23 protein-coding genes and 1 tRNA gene are annotated in these 20,800 nt (G+C 61.1%); 15 read left to right on the top strand and 9 right to left on the bottom strand.

Annotated features, from left to right (window positions below; genetic code table 11):
- Positions 1–62: 62 nt before the first annotated feature.
- From fsa to HPO_RS17510, 3 genes are all read left to right on the top strand, one after another.
- Entirely contained in the window at positions 63–713 is a 651-nt protein-coding gene (gene fsa / locus HPO_RS17520; RefSeq protein ID WP_035601760.1) for a fructose-6-phosphate aldolase, read from the top strand.
- 7 nt (positions 714–720) lie between these two features.
- Entirely contained in the window at positions 721–1,539 is an 819-nt protein-coding gene (gene thiD / locus HPO_RS17515; RefSeq protein WP_035601757.1) for a bifunctional hydroxymethylpyrimidine kinase/phosphomethylpyrimidine kinase, read from the top strand.
- Between the two features lie 86 nt (positions 1,540–1,625).
- Complete coding sequence (locus tag HPO_RS17510) at positions 1,626–2,444, top strand: PhzF family phenazine biosynthesis protein (protein ID WP_035601754.1); 819 nt, start codon at positions 1,626–1,628, stop codon at positions 2,442–2,444.
- Here the strand turns inward: HPO_RS17510 and HPO_RS17505 are convergent.
- Positions 2,441–3,151, bottom strand: a complete 711-nt coding sequence (locus HPO_RS17505) for an SDR family NAD(P)-dependent oxidoreductase (protein WP_035601752.1) — start codon at positions 3,149–3,151, stop codon at positions 2,441–2,443. The two genes, HPO_RS17510 and HPO_RS17505, sit on opposite strands and share 4 nt — an antisense overlap.
- A 275-nt stretch (positions 3,152–3,426) precedes the next feature.
- On the opposite strand from HPO_RS17505, the gene HPO_RS17500 reads away from it, so the two are divergent.
- The 7 genes from HPO_RS17500 to HPO_RS20015 all read left to right on the top strand — a co-directional run bounded on the left by HPO_RS17500 (position 3,427) and on the right by HPO_RS20015 (position 8,629).
- Positions 3,427–4,758 carry a site-specific integrase gene (locus HPO_RS17500; RefSeq protein WP_035601749.1) on the top strand — a complete coding sequence of 444 codons (1,332 nt, stop codon included), beginning with the start codon at positions 3,427–3,429 and terminating at the stop codon, positions 4,756–4,758.
- Positions 4,755–5,087, top strand: coding sequence for a hypothetical protein (locus HPO_RS17495; protein WP_035601747.1), 333 nt, complete (start codon positions 4,755–4,757; stop codon positions 5,085–5,087). The genes HPO_RS17500 and HPO_RS17495 overlap by 4 nt, the downstream gene beginning before the upstream one ends.
- A gap of 338 nt (positions 5,088–5,425) precedes the next feature.
- Complete coding sequence (locus HPO_RS17485; protein ID WP_035601741.1) at positions 5,426–6,148, top strand: hypothetical protein; 723 nt, start codon at positions 5,426–5,428, stop codon at positions 6,146–6,148.
- Positions 6,145–6,471, top strand: coding sequence for a hypothetical protein (locus HPO_RS17480; protein ID WP_157532908.1), 327 nt, complete (start codon positions 6,145–6,147; stop codon positions 6,469–6,471). The genes HPO_RS17485 and HPO_RS17480 overlap by 4 nt, the downstream gene beginning before the upstream one ends.
- A 1-nt stretch (position 6,472) precedes the next feature.
- The gene (locus tag HPO_RS17475) at positions 6,473–6,862 is read left to right on the top strand and encodes a hypothetical protein (protein WP_035601735.1); all 390 of its coding nucleotides are present in this window, start codon (positions 6,473–6,475) and stop codon (positions 6,860–6,862) included.
- Complete coding sequence (locus tag HPO_RS20620; protein ID WP_035601732.1) at positions 6,859–7,308, top strand: helix-turn-helix domain-containing protein; 450 nt, start codon at positions 6,859–6,861, stop codon at positions 7,306–7,308. The genes HPO_RS17475 and HPO_RS20620 overlap by 4 nt, the downstream gene beginning before the upstream one ends.
- Positions 7,241–8,629 (top strand): terminase large subunit domain-containing protein, encoded by a 1,389-nt coding sequence (locus HPO_RS20015; RefSeq protein ID WP_162174066.1) that lies wholly within the window; start codon positions 7,241–7,243, stop codon positions 8,627–8,629. Before HPO_RS20620 ends, HPO_RS20015 begins: the two co-directional genes overlap by 68 nt.
- A gap of 30 nt (positions 8,630–8,659) precedes the next feature.
- On the opposite strand, the gene HPO_RS17450 is transcribed toward HPO_RS20015, so the two are convergent.
- The 3 genes from HPO_RS17450 to HPO_RS17440 all read right to left on the bottom strand — a co-directional run bounded on the left by HPO_RS17450 (position 8,660) and on the right by HPO_RS17440 (position 10,177).
- A complete protein-coding gene (locus HPO_RS17450) occupies positions 8,660–9,241 on the bottom strand; it encodes a hypothetical protein (RefSeq protein WP_035601718.1) in 582 nt (193 codons plus the stop codon).
- Between the two features lie 46 nt (positions 9,242–9,287).
- On the bottom strand, positions 9,288–9,491 hold the full coding sequence (locus tag HPO_RS17445) for a hypothetical protein (protein WP_035601716.1): 204 nt from the start codon (positions 9,489–9,491) through the stop codon (positions 9,288–9,290).
- A 323-nt stretch (positions 9,492–9,814) separates the two neighbouring features.
- Positions 9,815–10,177, bottom strand: a complete 363-nt coding sequence (locus HPO_RS17440; protein ID WP_035601714.1) for a DUF2513 domain-containing protein — start codon at positions 10,175–10,177, stop codon at positions 9,815–9,817.
- 148 nt (positions 10,178–10,325) lie between these two features.
- On the opposite strand from HPO_RS17440, the gene HPO_RS21280 reads away from it, so the two are divergent.
- From HPO_RS21280 to HPO_RS20010, 3 genes are read left to right on the top strand one after another with little or no spacing between them, the layout of a single operon-like run.
- A complete protein-coding gene (locus HPO_RS21280; protein ID WP_084324421.1) occupies positions 10,326–10,529 on the top strand; it encodes a helix-turn-helix domain-containing protein in 204 nt (67 codons plus the stop codon).
- Positions 10,526–11,110 carry a hypothetical protein gene (locus tag HPO_RS20615; RefSeq protein ID WP_157532907.1) on the top strand — a complete coding sequence of 195 codons (585 nt, stop codon included), beginning with the start codon at positions 10,526–10,528 and terminating at the stop codon, positions 11,108–11,110. Before HPO_RS21280 ends, HPO_RS20615 begins: the two co-directional genes overlap by 4 nt.
- Positions 11,107–12,747: an AAA family ATPase gene (locus HPO_RS20010; protein ID WP_051612777.1), complete on the top strand. Its 1,641-nt coding sequence runs from the start codon at positions 11,107–11,109 to the stop codon at positions 12,745–12,747. The genes HPO_RS20615 and HPO_RS20010 overlap by 4 nt, the downstream gene beginning before the upstream one ends.
- 366 nt (positions 12,748–13,113) lie before the next feature.
- Here HPO_RS20010 and HPO_RS17430 read toward each other — a convergent pair.
- The 5 genes from HPO_RS17430 to hemC form a co-directional block, all read right to left on the bottom strand.
- Positions 13,114–13,189, bottom strand: a tRNA-Thr gene (locus tag HPO_RS17430).
- A 69-nt stretch (positions 13,190–13,258) separates the two neighbouring features.
- Positions 13,259–14,695, bottom strand: a complete 1,437-nt coding sequence (locus tag HPO_RS17425) for a heme biosynthesis protein HemY (protein WP_035601711.1) — start codon at positions 14,693–14,695, stop codon at positions 13,259–13,261.
- A 5-nt stretch (positions 14,696–14,700) separates the two neighbouring features.
- Positions 14,701–15,774: a COG4223 family protein gene (locus tag HPO_RS17420; RefSeq protein ID WP_035601708.1), complete on the bottom strand. Its 1,074-nt coding sequence runs from the start codon at positions 15,772–15,774 to the stop codon at positions 14,701–14,703.
- A 69-nt stretch (positions 15,775–15,843) separates the two neighbouring features.
- Entirely contained in the window at positions 15,844–16,569 is a 726-nt protein-coding gene (locus HPO_RS20005; protein ID WP_051612776.1) for a uroporphyrinogen-III synthase, read from the bottom strand.
- Positions 16,566–17,531 carry a hydroxymethylbilane synthase gene (gene hemC, locus HPO_RS17410; protein ID WP_035601705.1) on the bottom strand — a complete coding sequence of 322 codons (966 nt, stop codon included), beginning with the start codon at positions 17,529–17,531 and terminating at the stop codon, positions 16,566–16,568. Before hemC ends, HPO_RS20005 begins: the two co-directional genes overlap by 4 nt.
- A gap of 102 nt (positions 17,532–17,633) precedes the next feature.
- Here hemC and HPO_RS17405 point away from each other — a divergent pair, with 102 nt between their 5' ends.
- Together HPO_RS17405 and HPO_RS17400 are read left to right on the top strand one after the other, a co-directional pair.
- Positions 17,634–19,505, top strand: coding sequence for a DUF885 domain-containing protein (locus tag HPO_RS17405; protein WP_035601703.1), 1,872 nt, complete (start codon positions 17,634–17,636; stop codon positions 19,503–19,505).
- Positions 19,506–19,619: 114 nt separating this feature from the next.
- Positions 19,620–20,783 carry an acyl-CoA dehydrogenase family protein gene (locus HPO_RS17400; protein ID WP_035601700.1) on the top strand — a complete coding sequence of 388 codons (1,164 nt, stop codon included), beginning with the start codon at positions 19,620–19,622 and terminating at the stop codon, positions 20,781–20,783.
- Positions 20,784–20,800: the final 17 nt, after the last annotated feature.

Raw genomic sequence — 20,800 nt, 5'->3', positions numbered from 1 at the left:
CTATACCTCCATCGGACGGCCTGTCGTATAATCCCTCTTCCAGCGCCTCAGGAAACACGCTCATGAAATTCTTCGTAGACACTGCCGACACCAAAGACATCGCGGATCTGGCGGCAACCGGCCTGATTGACGGGGTTACCACCAATCCGTCGCTGATCGCAAAATCGGGCCGCCCCTTTGCCGAGGTGATCGCCGAAATCTGCGGCCTTACCGATGGCCCGGTCAGCGCCGAAGTGGTCGCCATCGACGCCGACGGCATGATCAGCGAAGGCCGCAAACTGGCCAAGATCGCAGAGAATGTGGCGGTCAAACTGCCCCTGACCTGGGACGGGCTGAAAGCCTGCCGCACGCTCGCCGATGACGGTATCCCGGTGAATGTGACGCTGTGCTTCTCGGCCAATCAGGCGCTGCTGGCGGCCAAGGCCGGCGCCGCGTTCATCTCGCCCTTCATCGGGCGCCTGGATGACATCCACATCGACGGCATGGACCTGATCCAGGAGATCCGTCAGATCTATGACAACTACATGTTCGAGACTGAAATCCTCGCCGCCTCGATCCGTTCGCCCAACCATGTGAAGCTTTCGGCGCTGGCCGGGGCGGATGTGATGACGGCGCCGCCGGCCGTGATCCGCAGCCTTGTCAGCCATCCGCTGACGGACAAAGGGCTCGAGACCTTCCTGGCGGACGCGAAGAAGGCCGGCATCAAGGTCTGAGGTCGTCATGGCTGAAGCGGAAGGCCCGCGCGGCCGCGTCCTGATCATTGCCGGCTCCGATTCCGGGGGCGGGGCAGGGATACAGGCCGATATCAAGGCCGTCACGATGATGGGCGGATTTGCGATGACGGCGGTAACCGCCATCACCGCCCAGAACACGCTGGGCGTACAGGGCGTGTGGCCTGTGCCGGTGGGCGCGGTGACCGATCAGATGAAGGCGGTGCTGTCCGATATCGGCGCCGATACCATCAAGACCGGAATGCTGGGAACTGCCCCGCTTGTCGAAGCGGTGGCCGAGACGCTGGCGGGACATGCGCTTGGTCTGGCCCGCGTGATCGATCCGGTGATGATCTCCACCTCCGGCCACAGGCTGGTGGATGAGAAAGGGGTTGGCGCGATCCGTTCCGAGCTTGTCCCGCGCGCGCGGCTGGTGACGCCGAATGCGCCGGAGGCGGAGGTTCTCACCGGCAAGGCAGTTGAAACCCTGGACGGTCAGCGCCGCGCGGCCGAGCGCCTCCTGGAACTTGGTGCGCATGGCGCACTGGTGAAGGGCGGACATCTGCCGGGTAACGTCATCCATGACGTGTTGCAGACGACGACGGGCGAATGGATTTTCGAAGGCCCGCGCATCGACACCAAAGCGACGCACGGAACAGGTTGCACGCTCGCCTCGGCGATTGCGGCGCTGCTGGCGCAGGGCGTCAGCCTACCAGACGCGATCGAGCGGGCGCGGGAATATCTGATGGGCGCGATCCAGCATGCGCAGGGCTTCGGCAAGGGCCACCCCCCGGTGAACCATGGCTGGACGCTGAAGGCGGATGAATAGCTGGGCTTAACGACCCCGCAGAAAACTTCATTTTACCCGCTGCCGGGGCCGTGCGAGACAGGGCGCTTCTTCAGGAGTGCCCCTTCATGCCGGTTTATCCCTTCTATCAGGTCGATGCTTTTGCCACCCGCGCGTTTGAGGGCAACCAGGCGTGCGTGATGCCGATGGAAGCCTTTCTGGCGGATGACGAGCTGCTCAAGATTGCGGCGGAGAACAATGTGGCGGAGACGGCCTATCTTGTTCCGCAGGCAGAGGGTGTCTGGGCACTGCGCTGGTTTACGCCGGCGGTGGAGGTGCCGCTCTGCGGGCATGCCACGCTTGCCTCGGCGCATGTCTTGTTCGAGGCGGGCGGCTATGCCGGCGATGTTATCCATTTCGACACGGTACAGTCCGGCCGTCTCAGTGTGCGGCGGCTGGCAGATGGGCGGCTGGAGATGGATTTTCCTTCCGCGCCGATCCGGCCTGTTCCGGTAACGGATGATATTGTGGCTGCGCTGGGCGCCCGCCCGCTGGAAGCCTGGGGCGGGATGTTCTATGCCGCCCGCTTTGACAGCCCGGAAACAGTGAAGAGCCTGACACCGGATGTGAAGGCGCTGAAAACTTTGGGCGCAGAAGGCGAGGGCTGGGATCGGGGCAATTTCGGCTGTTTTGCGCTGGGCGGGGAGGGCGTGGACGCGACCAGCCGGTTCTTTGCGCCAGGCTCCGGCATTGATGAAGACCCCGCCACGGGCAGCTGGCACACGATGCTGTCGCGCATTCTGGCCACGCATTTTGGCCTGCCCGAGGCAACCTGCCAGCAGGCTTATCCCGGCCGGGGCGCGCGGATCGATGTGCGGCTGGAGGGCGACCGGGTGAAGCTGACAGGGCGGGCGGTTACCGTGATTGAGGGCCAGTTCCGGCTTTAAGGCGGGATTTCCTTCCCGCTCCAGTCAAAGCAATTGCCGCTGTCTTCCGGAGTGAGCCTTCCGATGACGCCGAGAAGATAGCTGGCAGACTGGGCCGGGGTAAAAAGCCTGCCGCCCGCCACGCCGGACTGGAAGGGCTGGGAGAGGCCGGTATCGACCGTGCCCGGATGAAGGCTCACGCAGATATTGCCCGGCGCGCGGCGTGCCTGCTCGATAGCGTAATTGCGTATCAGCATGTTGAGCGCGGCCTTGGATGCCCGGTAAGCGTGCCAGCCGCCGAGCCGATTGTCGGAGATCGAGCCAACGCGCGCGGAAAGGGCGGCAAACACGCTGCGCTCGGTCTTGGGCATCAGGCGCAACATGTGTTTGGCGATGAGGGCCGGCGCAACCGTGTTGGCGGCAAACACGCGTTCGAAGGCAGCGGCTGATTGGTGGCGGTAGGATTTTTCCGGGTGCAGGCCCGCGCCATCTGACAGGATACCGCTCGCCACGATGCAGAGCGTGACCGGTCCTTCTGCGCCAATGGCCTGCGCGGCGGCTTCCAGGGCGGCTTCCTCCAGGAAATCTGCCTTGAGGGGCGTTGCCCCGTCTATCGCGGCGCCGCTGCGGGAAACGGCAAAGACCCGCGACCAGGCGCCGCTCTGGACCAGATTTTCTGCAAGGGCGCGGCCGATCCCGCCCGAACTGCCGAAGACAACTGCGTTCATGCCCCGCAAGCTAGGGCGCGTCATACCGGCGAAAAGGGGAAATGGTGCCGCTTAGGTGACTTGAACACCTGACCCCATCATTACGAATGCTAAAGACAGGGTTTTATTCCTATTGCCCGAAATTACCCGAACCGCATTTTAACCATTCAAAACAGCGCATTAGTGGGGTATAGCTCTTACCGGCACTTACTGGCATCTACCTTGAATAACCGTCAGCGTGCTTCCCCGGTGCTTCCCCGGTGCTTCCCCGGTGCTACCCCGCAAAGGTCAGAGTGATGGTGCAGAGACGACTTACCAAGACGATTGTAGACGGTCTGGAACCGCGTACAGGCGAATACGTAGAGTGGTGCGGTAAGCTTGCCGGGTTCGGGTGCCGCGTGCGGCGCAGCGGTGCCAAGACGTTCATTGCGCAGTACCGCATTGGCGGTCGCGGTAACCCCACACGCAAGGTGACGATCGGTCAGGTGGGCAAGCTGACTGTGGAGGAAGCCCGTGACGCCGCCAAGGAAGTGCTGTCAAAGGCTGCGCTGGGGAATGACGTTGCAGCAGAGCGTGCACGCAAGAAGGCAGAACTGACCGTCAACGCACTGTGTGACGAATACCTGTCTGAAGGATGCGGCCACAAGAAGCCGCTGACGCTTGAAGCGGACACGGGCAACATCACCAATCACATCGTACCGCTGCTAGGACGCAAGAAGATTGGCGAAGTGACGCGCACCGATGTTGAACGCTTCCTGCGTGACGTGGCGAAGGGCAAGACCGCTGGCGAGTTTGAAACGGACAAGGGCACACGGCGTGTGAAAGGCGGGGCAGGCGCCGCACGGCGTGCCTATCGTGTGTTGAGCGGCATTTTCACATTCGCGGTCAATCGCGGCTACATCGTTTCCAATCCGTGCCGGGGTGTGAAGGCCGGTGCGGATGGAAAGGGCGAACGCTATTTGTCAGCAGACGAACTGCAACGGCTTGGCGACACGCTGCGCATTGCAGAGACAGAGGGACTGCCTACGGTTTTGAATGACGGTGTGAATGACAAGCACCGCCCCAAGGATTTGACCGACAGGCGCATAGAAGTTTCGCCCCATGCGATTGCGGCCATACGGTTGCTATTGCTGACAGGGTGCCGCCGGAATGAAATTCTGTGCCTGAAATGGGAACACGTCGATTTTGAACGCGGCGTGCTGAACCTGCCTGACAGCAAGACCGGTGCAAAGAAAGTGTACCTGAGTGCACCTGCATTGCAGGTCTTGTCTGACCTGTGTGAGAATTGGCGCACGAAAGATTTTGAGTACGTCATTGAAGGTGCCAAGCAAGACACACCGCGTGACCTTAAGCGTGCATGGACAACTATTCGCCGTCACGCCGGTCTAGGTAATTTGCGCTTGCATGATCTGCGGCACAGCTTTGCAAGTATGGCTGTGTCTTCAGGTATGAGCCTGCCGATGATTGGCAAGCTGCTTGGTCACGCATCCGCAGCGACAACACAGCGTTACGCGCATTTGGCAGACGATCCGGTCAAGCGTGCTGCCGAAAGCACTGCCGGTACAATTGCGGCTGCTATGGGCGGTAATGCGGGAACTGTGGTTGCAATCAGGAGGGCAGGGGAATGAGTGATAAACCGCAGTCGATGTTCCCTGCTGAGTGGATGCCGCAGTACGACAACAACGGGAAAGTTGTCTGTTACGCGGTGCCGCCGGATTTCGCCGAGGCCATTCGTGCGCTATCCGCGTCACGCCAGCGAGGGCCGAGTCGTTCGGCCCGTAATCTTGAGATAATTGAAAAAGCTAAGCGTGCGGTTGCTTCGGGTGAGTGTGCGTCGATGCGTGCTGCAATCGAGAAGTGTTCGCCAGATGAAGTTTCGTATGAAGGGAACCCCGTTTACGTGGCGGTTTACCGTGCATACTTTCGGTATGCGACGAAACCGCAGAAGAAGCGGTGATAGAGATTTGCTGTTTCAAGCCTGACACTATTCGGGCTTCCTGCTGACGGGGTATTGAAAGCCATTCCGCGCGATTACCGCATACGGAGGGCTTGCTGTGGAAACCAAGACATATCTGCGGCGTGAACAGGCTGCGGCCTATCTGCAAGAGCGGTGCGGCGCCTATACGGCACAGACACTCGCCAAGCTGGCATGTGTTGGCGGTGGCCCGCCGTTCCGCAAAGCCGGACCTTTTCCTCTCTACACGGCAGAAGACCTTGACGCTTGGCTTGCTGAGCGAATGTCGCCGCCTGTGCGCAGCACTTCTGAACTTACATCCCAACAATAACAGGTGACACATGGAAAATTTCGTTGGCGCATATGCGGACGCCGCAAACACGCTTTTGGGCAGGGCAGACGAAGCTGACAACGATCTTCCGGGTTCGTTTGGGGCACGCATGTACCAGACCGTCAGTCGGGTGCCGGACATTATACGCGGCATCGCAAGCATGGTTGAATACCCTGCCGTTGAACTGACACAGGAAGCAAACTTTCTCAAAGTGACTGAAGCTGTCACGCAGGCAGAGAAATTCACAACCACCGCAATCAATCAGCAAAGTGCGATTGCGGTTGAATGGGAAGCGGACATTGTGCGCCGGGAAAATGCGGCGTGCGGATTTGAACGGGGTTCACCTGACGCCGAACGCATCCTGACGAAGTTCTGCGCCAAAGACGCCGCTGCACAGCTTCAGGACATGGCGCAGTGGCTCAAAGACCCTGTGAAGGGCGGCATGTATCTTGGTTTGCTGGAACGGGCGGACACATACGCAACCGGCCTTGATCCGGCGATCATACAGCGCTTCCGGCGGGACTATGTGGCGCTGCACGCCCCCAAGCTGGCCTATGAGCGGGAAGCCAAGGCGAAAGTCCATGAAGCCGTTATTGCGGCAGCGGGGCTGACTTCGCGTGTGAAGGGGGCGCTGTCTGACCCGCGCCGCTATGCCGACATTCGGGACCGTAAGGCGAAGCATACCGCCGCCGAAGCTGCATTCCTGGCCGCGTTGAATGGGGGCGCTACGTGACCCCGGCTGAGCTTCCCCGGCAGCGATGGCAGTATTTGGGCACGGTAGGAATTGTGCGCGATCCGCCGGGCGTGCCGTATCTCTATGTGCAGGGCATCGTTGCCGGTGAAGACTTCTGCATCGCCCTGACGATCAACGGTCACACGTTCGACCGTTTGCCCGGCGAAAGTTGGGATGAACTGGTAGGCCGGGTGCGCAATGATCTGGATGCGCGCGGTGACCCGATGAACCTAGCGACCTGCATTTACGATCCGCACGTTGACCCCAAGCCCGTGCGCTATGTGCAGCCCCGGTTTCAATATGAAAATGCAAGGCAAGGGTGATATGAAACGCATACTGATGAGTGACGAAGAAGCTGCCGTTCATCACATGATGGACTGGCAGATGCATTTGAACACTGCTGCGTTTGTACGGGCGCATCCGCTGCTGGACAACGCGGACGCAATCGAATTTGAACATATGGCGGGTCAGTCAGAGCGCAAATCGCTTGACCTTTTGCAAGCACGTTTTGGAACACCGCCATACGTGTTTTGGGACATTGCCGAAGCCGCCCGTCTCGCAGCCCGTCAGCGTCACATTCTAAATTCGGTCATTCTGCACAAGGGATGGATGTACAACGACAGTGCAGGTGAAGTTGGAATGAGAAACATGATGGGGCCAGAGTTGTACGCCCTTCGTGAGCGTCAACTGTGGCCGGGTCTGTATCAGAAATGACGCAGATTGGACGCCCCAAGAAAGAGCCGCCGCCGGACGCCGCGCTACGTATCCGTGAGCTTGCAAGCGAGGGGCACAGCCTGCTTGGCATTGCAAACATGTTCGGTACGTCTGCCGATACGCTGCGGCGTTGGTTTGCCGACTTTCCCGAACTGAAAGAACAATTCGACCTTGGACGCGAGAAAGAACGCTTCACCCTGACCGATCTTCTGTACCGTAAAGCGCTGGCCGGTGACACGATTGCGGCCATGTTCCTTCTGAAAGCGCGGCACGGATACAAAGAAGGCGAACAGCACGATGCTGCTGCAAGCCGGGTCAACATTACCTTCCAACTACCGGCGGCACTGCCCATGTCTGCCTTGCCTGTGATTGATGTACATGGACAGCCCATCCCTGAGCCTTTCGCCCTTCCAGCACCGCTGCTTGATGGTGCCGGAGGAGATTGATTTATTTCTTGGCGGCGGTCGCGGCGGCGGCAAAAGCTTCTGCCTTGTGCTTCTGGCGTTGCGGCACATTGAACAGTACGGCGCGAAAGCACGCATCCTCTATGTGCGGCAGACCTATCGCGGGCTTGCTGACTTTGAACTTCTGACACGTGAAGTGTTCGCTACCGTGTACGGAACAGCGGCGCGGTACAATGCGTCTGAACATGTCTGGCGCTTCCCGAATGGCGCCACGATGGAACTAGGCCAGCTTGAGACGCACAGCGACTACGCCAAGTATCAGGGGCGAAGCTTTACACTGCTGTTGGCTGACGAAGTAGGGCAGTACGCAAACCCTGATCTGTTGGACCTGCTGCGCTCTAACCTGCGTGGACCTAAGAATGTACCTGTGCGCGTGGTCTTTTCCGGCAATCCTGGGGGCGTGGGGCACCATTGGCTTGCACAGCGCTATGTGTTCAAGGCCGGGCCGTGGACAGCCTTTCACGAAGAACGCAGCAAGCGCACTTGGGTCTATGCGCCAAGCACGTTCACAGAAAACATCTTCATTGACCAAGCGCAGTACCGGGCACAGTTGGAATCATCGGCGCCGCATGACCCGGAACTTTTACGCGCATGGTTGAACGGTGATTGGGCGGTTGCGCGGGGCGCGTACTTTTCATCGGTCATTGACGAACAGCGCAATGCGATTGACCCGCGCCTGTGGACGGCCATTCCCGACTATCACGGCTGGCGTTGGGATGCTTGGCTTGCCCATGACTTCGGTTCGTCAGCGCCGTCTGTCACATACGTCATGGCACAGTCGCCCGGCGCGACCGGACCCGATGGCAGGTATTACCCGAAAGACAGCATCGCCATTCTTGACGAACTGGCGACCAATCAGCGGGGCAGGCTGAACGCCGGGCTCGGATGGACCGTGCCCATACTGGCAGAGGAAATTCGCACCATGTGTACGCGCTGGCATATCGCACCGCGCGGCGTGGCAGATGACGCCTGCTTTGCGAACACCGGCCATGCGACGGGCTCAATCGCAGATGAGTTCCGCCGCTGCGGTGTCAGCTTCTACCCCGCCCGCAAGGCTGACCGCATCACAGGGTGGGCAACCATGCGGCGGCTACTCGCTGACGCGGGCAAGCCGGACGTGCCTGGCCTCTATGTCAGCCGCGCGTGTGAATATTTCTGGCAGACGGTCCCGTACCTTGCGCGCGATGAGCGCAGACAGGAAGACGTGGACACGAAGGGGCCGGACCACGGCGCGGACGCTTGCAGGTACGGGATACTGCGCTTGCGCGAACAGGCACAGGCGTTCAGGCTGACGGGGTTCTAAACTGACAAGCCAATTCGCTACTTACGCAATTTAGGTCTCATTACGAAGACGCTGAACTATTCGAGGAAAGGCGTCTTCCATAATGTGGGGCACGTAGAACTCTGGTACTCTCAACGCTAGAGCGACTTCGTAGTCACTAATGTCTCCCGCCTTATAACGCTCGGACAGCGGGGCAATCAGTCGCGCTGGTGCCAGAACGGCCATCGCGCTCCATACAGCGCGTGCCTCTGAGACTAGCATGCCAGAGGGGGTTGGCGGTGGAAGCTCAAGTTCATTCAGAAGCTGCAAAAACTTTTCGGCAGTGTCAGCCCGTTCGTGTTCAGCGTCGAACGCGTGCATAAGCTCTTTGCAGCATACGAAACGCCGCCAACATGTGTTGAGCTTGTTAGAAAAGCGTACCTCGGTTACCCACAGCGGCTGACCGTATGGTACATCATGTTCGCGGTATCGCTTAACATGCCCAAAAGAAATTGCCGTGTCTAAGTCAGCTGGAACAAAGTATACCTTGTCCTGACCGGTGAGCTCCTTGAGCTTCGGCACGATGTCCGCATCGACGATGACACGATTGCCCGCGCCAGCGTCAACATGGTCCAGAAGATCAGAAAAAGGCATAAGTATGCGAACTCTAGTACAACGAGCCGCATGTAGTGCCGTAACTTTAAATTGAGGTCAACAGAGCAGAGTCCAGTGTCTCCGACTTCTGAGTGAGCCCTTCGCGAATTTGGGCGTCGGCTCGGACAACCTCTCTCGCTCGCTCCTCAGCGGTCACATCGGACCGGGAGCCAGCAAAAAATTTGATGTCCGCAACACCTTCTTTCCCCTGAGGGAACAACGCGGCGATTGCGCGATCAATATCAGTCATGCCACACCCTCCTTTCTTGGTGTTACAGGCTACTATATAGCGAACGCAACACGGACTTTCCACGATCTTCGTGGAAAAAGTCTTGACAGGTTGGGCAAAATCGGTTTCCGGGCGGCGTCTGCGAGTCGGTCATTACCGGAAAAGTTGTGCTTATGCAATTCAACTTTACGCAATTTTTCGCAGCGTTTGGTGAATTAAAATTTCTGTGAAATTTTTAAGGTCAGCAAATATAAGCATTTTTTGCGTAACAGTTCGCTTGTGCGGCGAATTATTCAAGCGTGCAATTCAGGAGTGCGTTTTTGAGGCCGTAGGTCACAACAAGTTTACAAGCCGAGCGTCTGTTTCCCAATGTCGATGAGCAGGGCCTTAAGTACGTCAATCGACACGCTGCCGGTTGTGTCGGTCACCTTGTCCATTGCCTTGCGCCAAATTGTGTCACTGCGTGCCGCGTCTAAAAAGTCGTGGCCTTCATAGGTCATTGCGCCGCCTGAGATGGCCACTCCGTCATACGTAAAGCTGACGCCGCCTTTTTCCCTAAGGTAGCCCTGATCTAAGAGTATGCGCACATGGTGGTAGATTGCGTCACTTGAATAGCCGGCGACTTCTAGTCGCTCGAAGCGGCTTACGTTGTCGATGCCTTCCACGAACAGAAGAATCTTTCGTATAAGTTCCATGTCGCGTTTCATGCGGGTTGCTCCACTGTTCCACGCAACGATTTAAGCCGATTCGGTCTGGGCGTTCGTGGTGTCTCACTGATCTGTCTTTTTCCTGACACTAGGTCGAAGGCTTCCCATCCGTCATTGCTAGGCAGGTCCAGTCACGAAGGGGCAGACCATGCCAGAGCCTCAATTTCTCACCTTCAGGGAAGTTGCCGCGATCACGCGGCTTTCGGAACGTCACCTTCACCGACTTGTTGCGCGGGGCAGTCTGCGGCCCGCCAGAGAGGGCAGGAAGCTGCTTTTCCCGCGCGCCGAAGTCGATGCCTGGATAGCGGCGAAACTCGCTGAGCGGCCATCTGTGGAGGCTTGCGCGTCTTGACCCCAAAAGAAAACGGGGCCGCTGATGACGGCCCCGCAAAAGGTGACTTGGCTTACAATCCGTCCACAGACCATAGCGCCGCTTCCAAATCATCGCAAGACCAGTTTGACAATATCCCGCATGAACTGCGAGCCTATCGCTCATGGTGCGTGTGGCGGTTTGAAAAGCCAAAGGGCAACGGGCGGCTCACGAAGGTTCCCTACAATCCGCTGACGCGAAAACACGTTAGCAGCGCCGATCCGAACACATGGTGCGACTACGCCACATGTGTTGATGCGGCACGCGCACAGAGTGGCTGGCACGGCATCGGCTTTGTTCTGAGCGAACAAGACCCGTACTGCTTTGTCGATTTCGACTTACCAAAAGACAGTGACGGAAACCGCATAGACCGCCCGGACGTATTCGCACGGCAGCTTGAATGGATGCAGCGCCTTGCATCGTACACGGAAATAAGCCCCGGCGGCGGTGTGCATGTGATCGTCAGGGGCCGCGTACCACAGGGCCGCAAAAGTGATTTCATCGAAGTGTATTCAAGCGGTCGTTTCATGACGATGACCGGCAACGTGTGGACGCCACAATGACAGACATTCAAGACCGGCAAGAAGACATTGAACTGCTGTGGCACTCTCTGAGGGCAGATGCGCCCGGCAGCGCGGACTGCCCACCGCTCACAGATGCACCGCAATGGGATGATGACCGCACGATATATGAGCGCGCACTAGCAGCGCAGAACGGTGCCAAGTTCAACGATCTTTGGGAAGGCCGTTGGCAGCTCCACTACACGTCACAGTCAGAGGCAGACGGTGCGCTCATAGACATGCTCATGTTCTATTCCCCGAACCACCTGCCGAACATCGAGCAGGTCCGGCGGATGTTCCTCATGTCCGCCCTGGGTCTCAGGGCAAAGGCCGAAAGGCCGGACTACCTGCCGCGCACGATCAAGAGCGCATGGGAAGCCCTTCAACGGCGGCTAGCCCATCAGCGGGCCGCTCAGGAAGCCGCACAGCGGCAGTTTGACGTTGCCTTGCCCACACAGCCCGGCGCCGCTTCTTTCCAGCAGGCGGACTCCGCAGGCCGCTTTTTCTTTGACCTGACCGATGATGCCGAATGGACCACCGCCCGGCTGGCGCCGGACTGCATCGTTGAAGACATGTACTATGCCAATGTCGGCATGATTGCCGGTCCCGGCGGTGCCGCCAAGACGACACTGACCCTAGATCAATGTGTGTGCATCACGCTTGGATTGCCTGTGTACGGTCATCGCGTCATGCGCCCCGGTCCAGTTGCAATCTTGACCGCAGAAGATAGCCGCGAACAGTTCATTGCGCGCATTCGTGAGATTTGTTCGGCGCGCTGTCTGACACCCGAACAGGTCATGCACGTTCGCCGCAGCATCCGCCCTTTCTATGTTGGCGGTCTTGGCGTGAAGCTGACACGCATTGTGAATGACGGCGTTGTGCCCAACTACCCGGTCATTGATGCGCTTGGCCCTGATCTGGCGTCATTCAATCCGGTCGTTGTGCTTGTTGATCCGGTTGTGTCGTTCGGCGTCGGTGAAAGCCGTGTGAATGATGCGGAACAGGGCTTGATTGATGCGGCCCGCTACATCGTGCGCAACCTGAATTGCCTTGTGCTGTTCATTCATCACACCGGCAAGGTCAATGCACGGTCAAAGACAACAGACCAGTATTCAGGCCGGGGTGGTTCGGCATTCGCAGACGGCGCGCGCATGGTGCATGTGCTGCACCCGCTGACGGATAAAGAGTACAAGGCGCTGACGAAGCAAGACCTTGAACACGGCCAAACGGCGTTGCTGCTGTCGCGCCCGAAAATGTCATACACACCGCCGCAGCCTGACATTGTGCTGACGCGCGCCGGGTATCGCTTTGAACATGTGCCGACAGGCAAGCAGCACCCGTCAGAGCGAATGCATGTCAACTGTGACGCCGTGCTTCAGCGCATCAAGACACAGGTTGCGTTCGGCCAGTACCCTACGCAGCGTTCGCTTCAGTCTGAGCGTGACGCATTGGGAATGACCAATGCCGAGATTGCGGACGCGGTAGCCGCATTGCAGTCACAGGGGCGTATTGAGCGCGTGCGGCTTGAAGTGAAGGGCAGGGGCGGCAAGCGCGAATATCTGCGGCCGATTGGTGATGCGGTTGAGAGGGGGCCATCTGAAGCACCAATTGAAGACCCGCTTTTGAGGCCGGAAGAATGACGCTCAATTGCTTTGGTGATTTGCCTATAGTGAAACAGGGCTTGGAGCAGCAATGCGCTCCTGCCTGTACCTGATTTCGTTTGCTGCTCTGAAACAGCTTGAAGCACCAAAAATCACCAAAAGCAGCAATGAGAGTTGGACTGTTGGCGGTAGGTCTGAAACCCCGCGTTTCTCTGTTTCCCTGTCGCATAAAAAGCCCCGGCGCTGGCCTGCCGGTCAGGGCGCTTGCCGATGGCGGCTTTCGCCCTGGCCCAAAGCCTGTGACAGCATCTGCTGCCGTGCTTCCCCGGTGCTTCCCCCGAATGAAACAGGCTCACGCGCCGATCTTGCGGGCGCCTGTAAGTGGTTGATTTTTATGAAGAAAAATGGTGCCGCTTAGGTGACTTGAACACCTGACCCCATCATTACGAATGATGTGCTCTACCAGCTGAGCTAAAGCGGCATGCCGTTTCGGCAGGCCCCGCATATACTGGCAGGGCCCCCGGCATGCAAGCCGGTTTTGCCTCTAAGATCAGTCGTCGTCCGGGGCGTAGTCCAGCGGCTGGGTCAGCGGGCCCTGCGGCGGTTTCGGGGGGGTGACGTGGGTGTCATCCGGCTGGTGGGCGAGTGCCAGCACGCGGCCAGCCTCAAGCTCGCGGCCATAGCTTTCATAGCGCGGATGGATCAGCTCGCCGACATCGCCGAAGGCATAGACGAGCCGCGCCCAGCCCTGACGGTCATAGTCGAAAGCGCTGCCCTTGGGGTCGATGTCCGACCAGTCGGCCTCGCGGGAGGCGGAAACGGCCATCCGGCCCCAGCGCTGGGCTTCGCCCATATCGCCATAGCCCTTGAGGGCGCGTTCCATCAGCAGGCAGAGGCGGGCGGTGGGGTTTTCCTCCACCAGCAGGGCGAGCACCTTGATCGCTTCCACCCAGTCTGCCGCGTCCATCGACAGCTCGGCTGCAAGAATGCGGCTTTCGCGGTGGGTGGGGTGGGCATCGACCAGCGCCTTGAGGCGGGCGGCGATGTTCTCGCGGCTGTCCTGGGGCACGAGGCGGCGGGACAGCTGGGCAAGGGCCGGGTGGGGCCGCGCCTTCCAGCCAAGCTCGAGCACGCCTTGGGCGGCTTTCGCCTTGCCGTCGATCATCAGGAACCGGGCGCCGTGATAGGCGGCGGGCGGAAAGTCCGGCGCCGAGCGGATGGCGTCGGCGAGGGATTTCTGGGCGGCGGGCTTCTCGGTGACCGGCAGGTTCACGGCGCGCGCGGTGAACAGCACGGCGCGGCGGCGCTTGAGATTGGGCCCTTCGACGAGCCCGCGTTTCTCGCCCATGGCGAGGGTGTCGAGCGCCTTCTCCCAATCGCCCTTGGCGACCTGAATGTCGAACAGGGAATTGAATGGCCAGTCCGCATCCGAGCGCAGCTCCAGCGCCTCGCGGGCGCGCGCTTCGGCGGTGAGCTGGTCACCGCGTTCGGAGGCGGCGGTGGCCGAGCCGCGCAGACCCGCCAGCTGGCCGCCGGGCAGGCGGGTGAGCAGGCCCCAGGCGCGCTCGGCGCCGGCCCAGTCATCATTGGCTTCGGCAGCGCGCGCTTCCAGCAGCAGTTTCAGGCGTTCATCCTCGGCATTGCGCATGGCTTTCTTGGCAAGGCGAAGAGCCGCTTTGGAATCGCCGCCTTCAGCGGCCAGCAGGCCTTCGGCAAGGGCGGCATTGGCCTTGCGCGTACGGGCGAGGCGCTGGGCCTTCGAGATGCGCCCGGGCAGCACCAGAATGCCGGTTGCCAGCCACCAGGCCAGCGCGATCAGGCCGCCAAGGACCAGAAGCAGGATGGCGGCCACGCCCGCGCGCACGGACACGATTTCCTGCCCCACGGGGAAGGTGACTTCCCCCGGAAGGCTGAACGCCCACCAGGCCAGGACCGCGCCGATGGAAATCAGCAGAAGGACAAAAATGAAAAGGAAAAACCGGCTCATTCGATCTAATTCTCCGGCTCGATCAGGCTCAGCCTGACATCTTCGAGCACCGCCTCCAGCGTGATGCGGCGGTTTGCTTCGCGGGTCCAGTCCTGCGCCGCGCGGGCGGCATTGCCTTCCAGCGTGGCGAGGGCCTTGACGCTTGCGGAAAGATCTCCGGCGGCCAGCGCTTTGGACGCTGTGTCGAGGGTTGCGACAACGGGGTTCTCCCGCTTGTTGGCGGGGCGCACGGTGACGGCGTCCCCGAAAACGCGGTTGAGCCAGGAAAGCTGGCTCTGGGGTTGTTCGGCCGCCGCATCTGTCTTGCCGGCTGCGGTTACGGCGGCGCGCATGGTGGTGAAATCCGCCTGCAGCCTGGAGGTGGTGGGCACGCCGCTGACATAGGGGGCCAGCCGGCGGACGGTCTGGTTACCTGGCGCGGCGGCGCGCAGGGCGCGATAGTCGGCTTCAAAGCCGGTGCCCCGGCGGGCGGCGCTTTCGATGGCCGACAGCGCAAGGGCCGCTTCGGCTTGACGGTCCTTCTCGGGCTCCGCCTGTGGCTCGGGCGCGGCAACCGGCGCAGCGGCGGCTGTGGCGGCGGCCTGTTCCATGGCGGAGAGCCGGGCCTCAAGGGCGGTGATCGTGCGCAGCGCTTCGGCCGGGGTGGCGCCTTCGCCGGGTTCAATCCGCTCGAGTGCGTCGATCCGCGCCGTGAGGCTTTCCACAGCGGGTATGCCGGCGCCGCTGGCCAGCAGTTCGTTCAGTTTCCTGGAATTGTTGCTGACCTCACCAATCAGGCTGGAGAGCTCATCGGAGGCCTCGGGCATTTCAGTGAGACGGCGTTCGAATTCGGCCTGCTGGGCTGTCAGATCGGCCAGCTGCTGGTCCAGCGCGGCCGATGTCTGCGGCACGATCAGATCGCGGCCGAAGATGCCGCCCGCTGCGCCCAGCAGCGCCGCAGCAATCGCCGCCACAGCCACGCCGCCCCAGCCGGGGCCAGCGGCCTTCGCCTTTGCCGGCAGCGGATCGGGCGCGGGTTCAAAATGCGCGTCGATCGGTTCTGCGTGCGGTTCTTGGCCTGGGGTGCTGGTATCTGTCATGAATCCGTCGGTGGTCTAATTCCTGGGCAGGAGTGTGGCACAACGCGCCTCTGCGGCAAAGCGAGCCGGTCAGGACGCGAGACGGTTTGCCGCTTCGCCAAGGGCGGCCATCAGCGCGTCTTCATTCGGCCGCCCGGCAATATGCAGGCCCGCCAGGGGTATCCCTTGCAGCGGGGCCGCCGCTGCTGCGGAGATGGCGACGATGATCGCCTGATCAAGCTTCGCGCCGCTCTGCGCAATCGCCGCCGCGCCTTTTGCCGAATGCACCAGCAGGAGGACCGGGCCTTCCCTCAGCGCCGCCAGCGCGGGGGCGGAGAGGGCAGGGGCAGGCTCGGTGCGGTAGGCGGCGGCAAAGCGGGCCGGGAGGCCTGCATCTTTCAGCGTGGCAACCAGATTGCCGGCGGCAGCATCATTGGCGATGTGCAGGAGAGGGCCGGAAATCTCCCCGCGCGCGGTGAGGATCAGCCGGGCAAGATCCCCCGCGTCTCCATCGCCTTCCACAACCTTTGAGAACCCGGTCTCGCGGGCGGCGGCGGCGGTTGACGGGCCCACGCACCAGGCCGTCAGGCCCTCTGCGGGCGTGCCCGAAGCGGCAAAGGCGTGGACGCCATTGGCGCTGGTAAAGATGAGATCGCGCACACCGGCGAGCGCAACCGGATCAAGGCCGGAGGGAACGATCTGCAGCATCGGGGAGAGGAGGGCGCGGTATCCGCGCTGGGTGAGGGCGTTGGCGGTGTCGTCCGCGCCGGGCTGGGTGCGCGTAACGATCACCGCCAGGCCCGGCGCCTCTGTCACCGCTCGTCTCCGAAGACGGGCAGGGCCTCCTTGGCCGCGAAGATGATCTCCTGCGCAACCGCCCGGCCGAGCAGCACGAGCTGCGCGTCGGTGGCATCCTTGCGGCAGACGCCATCCCCGCGCCAGCGGGCCGTGCCGCCGGGGCTCAGTACTTCGCCGATCAGCTCCCACTCATCGCCCCGGTCGAACAGATGGGCTGCGATGGGCGTACGGCAGCTGCCATCAAGCTTTTCGAGGAAGGCGCGTTCGGCAATCGCGGCGGCCCGACTGGGGCCATGGGTGAGCGTACCCAGAATCTCAAGAAGCTCCGTATCCGCATCATCGCGCGCCACGACGCCGATGATGCCTTGTGCGGCGGCCGGCAGCATGTCCTCCAGCGGAATGGGGGTGGCAACGTCTGCCATGCCCAGCCGGGTAAGTCCGGCCATGGCCAGGAAGGTGGCGTCGGCCTGGCCTTCTTCCAGCTTGCGCATACGGGTCGCCACATTGCCCCGGAAGGTCACGACTTCAAGATCGGGCCGCAGGGCGAGGGCCTGCGCTTCCCGGCGCAGCGAAGCCGTGCCGAGCTTTGCCCCTTCGGGCAGTTCGCGGATGGATTTTGCTTTGTGGGAGAGGAAGCCGTCGCGCGGGTCTTCCCGCGCGGGGAAGGCAGCAAACACCTGCCCGGCCGGCAGCACGGAGGGCACGTCTTTCAGGCTGTGAACGGCAAGATCAAGTTCCCCGCGCGAGAGGGCGTCATCCAGTTCGCGGGTGAACAGGCCCTTGCCGCCGGAATTGATCAGCCGTTCTGTGGTCAGCTTGTCGCCGGTGGTGGTGAACGCCACGATTTCGCACTCGTATGCGCCGGCGGAGGCTGCGCGGATGCCGTCTGCGATCTGATTGGCCTGGGCCAGCGCCAGCGGAGAGCCGCGCGTGCCAAGCCTGAGGCGCCGGGCGCCTTTTGTCGGGTCTGTATTGGTCATGGCCCTCCCTAGCCGGGGAAATCGTACTTGCCAATTGACGCCGGGACCGCAGGGGGGTACGCCCTCTTATCGTTTAACGGCAAATGCCTGGAGGAATCCCCCATGTTGCGCAGCGCTGTCTCTGCCATAGCCCTCGCTTTCGTACTCGGCGCCTGCGCGCCGGAGACGCCCAAACCTGCCGCCCCGGTGGAGCTTTCCGCCGAAGAACAGGCCGCGCTCAGCGAAAGGCTGAATGCCTGGTTTGATGCCAAATACGAAGAACAGCTGCAGGAGAGCCCGGTGCAGCTGACCTTCCTTGGCCGCAAGGACAAGAATGACCAGATCGACTGTATGACCATCGCCTGCCAGGACGAGCAGCTGGCCAAGGCGAAAGCCGCCGTCGATGAGCTGAAAGCGACCTTCGACTACAATCAGCTTTCACCCGCCGACAAGGATTCCTATGATCTGTGGGTCTTCCAGTATGAACAGGCCGCCAAGGCCGTGCAGTTCCGCAATAACGGGCTCATCTTCGATCAGATGACCGGGGTTCACGCCTTTATCCCCACCTTCCTCATGCAGTTCCATTCGGTCGATGAAGAGGCGGATGCCCGCGCCTATGTGAGCCGGATCAATGAAGCGGCGCGCGGTCTGCGCGAGCTTCTGGTGCAGGCGAAGGACAAGGCCGGCAAGGGTGTTCACGCGCCGAAATTTGCCTATGAGGCGGTCATCGACCAGTCGCGCAAGATCATCACCGGCGCGCCGTTCACGGAAGGGCCCGACAGCGCGCTTCTGGCTGACTTCAAGGCGGAGGTTCAGAAGCTTGTGGACGCGGGCAAGACCACGCCGGAAACGGCCGCAACGCTGATCGCGGAAGCAGAAGCTGCCCTGAAGGGCGACTTCCTGGCCACCTATAATGAAATCATCGCCTTTGCCCAGGAAGACCTTGCCAACTCGCCCGACCCGGCCGGTCCCCAGGGCATCAGCACCCAGCCCAATGGCGGGCCCTACTATGATTTCATGCTGTCGCAGATGACCACGACCAGCATGACAGCCGACGAGATCCACAATCTCGGCCTGTCGGAAGTGGACCGTATTCATGGCGAGATGGAAGCCATCAAGGCACAGGTTGGTTTTGAAGGCACGCTGAACGAATTCTTTGCCAGCATCCGCGATGCAACCGACGATCCGCGCCATTACTATCCGGACACGGATGAAGGCCGTCAGGCCTACATCGATGATGCAACCGCTGCCATCGAAAAGATCAAGGCTGTCCTGCCTGATTATTTCGGCATCTTGCCGAAGGCTGACCTCGTCGTGCGGCGCGTGGAGCCGTTCCGCGAACAGGCCGGCGCCGCCCAGCATTACTATCCGGGCACGCCCGATGGCTCGCGCCCCGGCGTCTATTATGCCCACCTTCTCGACATGACCGCGATGCCCAAGGGCGAGCTGGAAGTGATCGCCTATCATGAGGGCCTTCCGGGCCACCATATGCAGATTTCCATCGCCCAGGAGCTGACCGGCGTGCCGATGTTCCGCACCCAGGCGGGCTTCACCGCCTATTCGGAAGGCTGGGGGCTCTATTCGGAGAAGCTGGCCAAGGAAATGCCGGGCACCTATACCGATCCGTATTCGGACTTCGGCCGTCTCGGCTCTGAAATCTGGCGCGCGATCCGTCTCGTGGTCGACACCGGCCTGCATTCCAAAGGCTGGACCGAGGATCAGGCCGTCCAATACTTTCTCGACAATTCCGCCATCACCGAGGCGCAGGCACGCTCCGAAGTGCAGCGCTATATTGTGATCCCCGGACAGGCGACCGCCTACAAGATCGGCATGATCGAAATCCAGCAAATGCGGGCCAAGGCGGAAGCTGAACTTGGCGACAAGTTCGACATCCGCGCCTTCCATGACACGGTGCTGGGCGGCGGCGCGCTTCCGCTGGCCATGCTGGAGAAGAAGGTTGATCGCTGGATCGAGGAAGTCAAAGCCGCCGGCTGATCTGACAGTCTGTCAAATCGCTGACTGAACGCGAGGGCAGGGCTTGCCAGACGGCGCCCTGCCCTCATTCTTTTTCGAGAGATAAAAAGCAGACATGCCTCGGGGAGAAATGCCTTGGATCTGAAATTCAGCGATCATGTCGAGGGTTTCCGCCGCGAGGTCCGCACCTGGTTCGAAACGCAGTTTCCGAAGGATATCATCGAGAAGTACAAGGCCGGTCTGCCGCTGACGACGGCCGAAGTGCGCCGCTCCGAGATGGCGCTCGGTGCCAAGGGCTGGCTCGCCTCGGCGTGGCCCAAAGAATATGGCGGCCCCGGCTGGAGTATCGAGGAGCAGTATGTCTTCGATGAGGAGCTGGAGCGCGCCGGCGTCCCCACCGTGACGCCGATGGGCGTCGTCTATGTCGGCCCGGTTATCTACACCTTCGGCTCACCGGCCCAGAAAGACCGCTGGCTGCCCGGCATCCGCGACGGCTCGACCGGGTGGGCGCAGGGCTATTCTGAGCCGGGCGCGGGCTCCGACCTTGCCAGCCTGCAGTTTTCCGCCGAGCTGAAAGACGGCGTCTACACACTCAATGGCCACAAGATCTGGACCTCAGCGGCCCAGCATGCCGACTGGATCTTCCTGCTGGCGCGCACCAGCCAGCGCGAGAAGAAGCAGGAGGGCATCTCCTTCATCTGCTGCCCCATGGATGCGCCGGGGGTAACGGTCAAACCGATCATCAGCATCGACGGGGCCCATGCGCTCAACGAGGTGCTGTTCGACAATGTTCAGGTGCCGGAAGAAAACCGCATTGGCGAGGAAGGGAAGGGCTGGACCTATTCCCAATACCTCCTCGGCTTCGAGCGCACTTCTTATGCCCGTATCGGTGGCAAGCGGGCGATGCTGCGCCATGTCCGTGCGCTCGCCACAATTGGCTCTGCAGGCAGCAATGAGCGGCTGATCGACGATCCGGGCTTTGCCATGCGTCTGGCACAGGCGGAGCTGGCCGTGGATGGGCTGGAAATGACAGTGTTCCGCATTCTGTCTGCGGTGGCTGCTGGCGGCTCGCCCGGAGACGCCGCCTCCACCGTCAAGATTCTCGCCACCGAAACCCATCAGCAGATCACGGAGCTTTTCCTGGACGCGGCGGGGCCGCATGTCGGCCATCGCGGCCCGTCTTCCGGCACCACCCCGCGGGATGTGGCAACGTATTTCGCAGGCCGCGCCCAGTCGATCTATGGTGGCACCAACGAAATCCAGAAGACCATCATCGCCCGCAAGGTGCTGGGGCTCTGAACCTGAGGCCAAACGCC

This window comes from Hyphomonas polymorpha PS728 (genome assembly GCF_000685315.1).
Taxonomy (GTDB): Bacteria; Pseudomonadota; Alphaproteobacteria; order Caulobacterales; family Hyphomonadaceae; genus Hyphomonas; species Hyphomonas polymorpha.
The sequence above is the reverse complement of the archived record's forward strand: the minus strand, read 5'-3'. Positions and strand labels throughout refer to the sequence as shown.

Excerpts from the sequence above, each read along its gene's own strand:
- fsa (WP_035601760.1), top strand. The coding sequence starts at position 63 with ATGAAATTCTTCGTAGACACTGCCGACACCAAAGACATCGCGGATCTG.
- thiD (WP_035601757.1), top strand. The coding sequence starts at position 721 with ATGGCTGAAGCGGAAGGCCCGCGCGGCCGCGTCCTGATCATTGCCGGC.
- HPO_RS17510 (WP_035601754.1), top strand. The coding sequence starts at position 1,626 with ATGCCGGTTTATCCCTTCTATCAGGTCGATGCTTTTGCCACCCGCGCG.
- HPO_RS17505 (WP_035601752.1), bottom strand. The coding sequence starts at position 3,151 with ATGAACGCAGTTGTCTTCGGCAGTTCGGGCGGGATCGGCCGCGCCCTT.
- HPO_RS17500 (WP_035601749.1), top strand. The coding sequence starts at position 3,427 with ATGGTGCAGAGACGACTTACCAAGACGATTGTAGACGGTCTGGAACCG.
- HPO_RS17495 (WP_035601747.1), top strand. The coding sequence starts at position 4,755 with ATGAGTGATAAACCGCAGTCGATGTTCCCTGCTGAGTGGATGCCGCAG.
- HPO_RS17485 (WP_035601741.1), top strand. The coding sequence starts at position 5,426 with ATGGAAAATTTCGTTGGCGCATATGCGGACGCCGCAAACACGCTTTTG.
- HPO_RS17475 (WP_035601735.1), top strand. The coding sequence starts at position 6,473 with ATGAAACGCATACTGATGAGTGACGAAGAAGCTGCCGTTCATCACATG.
- HPO_RS20620 (WP_035601732.1), top strand. The coding sequence starts at position 6,859 with ATGACGCAGATTGGACGCCCCAAGAAAGAGCCGCCGCCGGACGCCGCG.
- HPO_RS20015 (WP_162174066.1), top strand. The coding sequence starts at position 7,241 with ATGGACAGCCCATCCCTGAGCCTTTCGCCCTTCCAGCACCGCTGCTTG.
- HPO_RS17450 (WP_035601718.1), bottom strand. The coding sequence starts at position 9,241 with ATGCCTTTTTCTGATCTTCTGGACCATGTTGACGCTGGCGCGGGCAAT.
- HPO_RS17445 (WP_035601716.1), bottom strand. The coding sequence starts at position 9,491 with ATGACTGATATTGATCGCGCAATCGCCGCGTTGTTCCCTCAGGGGAAA.
- HPO_RS17440 (WP_035601714.1), bottom strand. The coding sequence starts at position 10,177 with ATGAAACGCGACATGGAACTTATACGAAAGATTCTTCTGTTCGTGGAA.
- HPO_RS21280 (WP_084324421.1), top strand. The coding sequence starts at position 10,326 with ATGCCAGAGCCTCAATTTCTCACCTTCAGGGAAGTTGCCGCGATCACG.
- HPO_RS20010 (WP_051612777.1), top strand. The coding sequence starts at position 11,107 with ATGACAGACATTCAAGACCGGCAAGAAGACATTGAACTGCTGTGGCAC.
- HPO_RS17425 (WP_035601711.1), bottom strand. The coding sequence starts at position 14,695 with ATGAGCCGGTTTTTCCTTTTCATTTTTGTCCTTCTGCTGATTTCCATC.
- HPO_RS17420 (WP_035601708.1), bottom strand. The coding sequence starts at position 15,774 with ATGACAGATACCAGCACCCCAGGCCAAGAACCGCACGCAGAACCGATC.
- hemC (WP_035601705.1), bottom strand. The coding sequence starts at position 17,531 with ATGACCAATACAGACCCGACAAAAGGCGCCCGGCGCCTCAGGCTTGGC.
- HPO_RS17405 (WP_035601703.1), top strand. The coding sequence starts at position 17,634 with ATGTTGCGCAGCGCTGTCTCTGCCATAGCCCTCGCTTTCGTACTCGGC.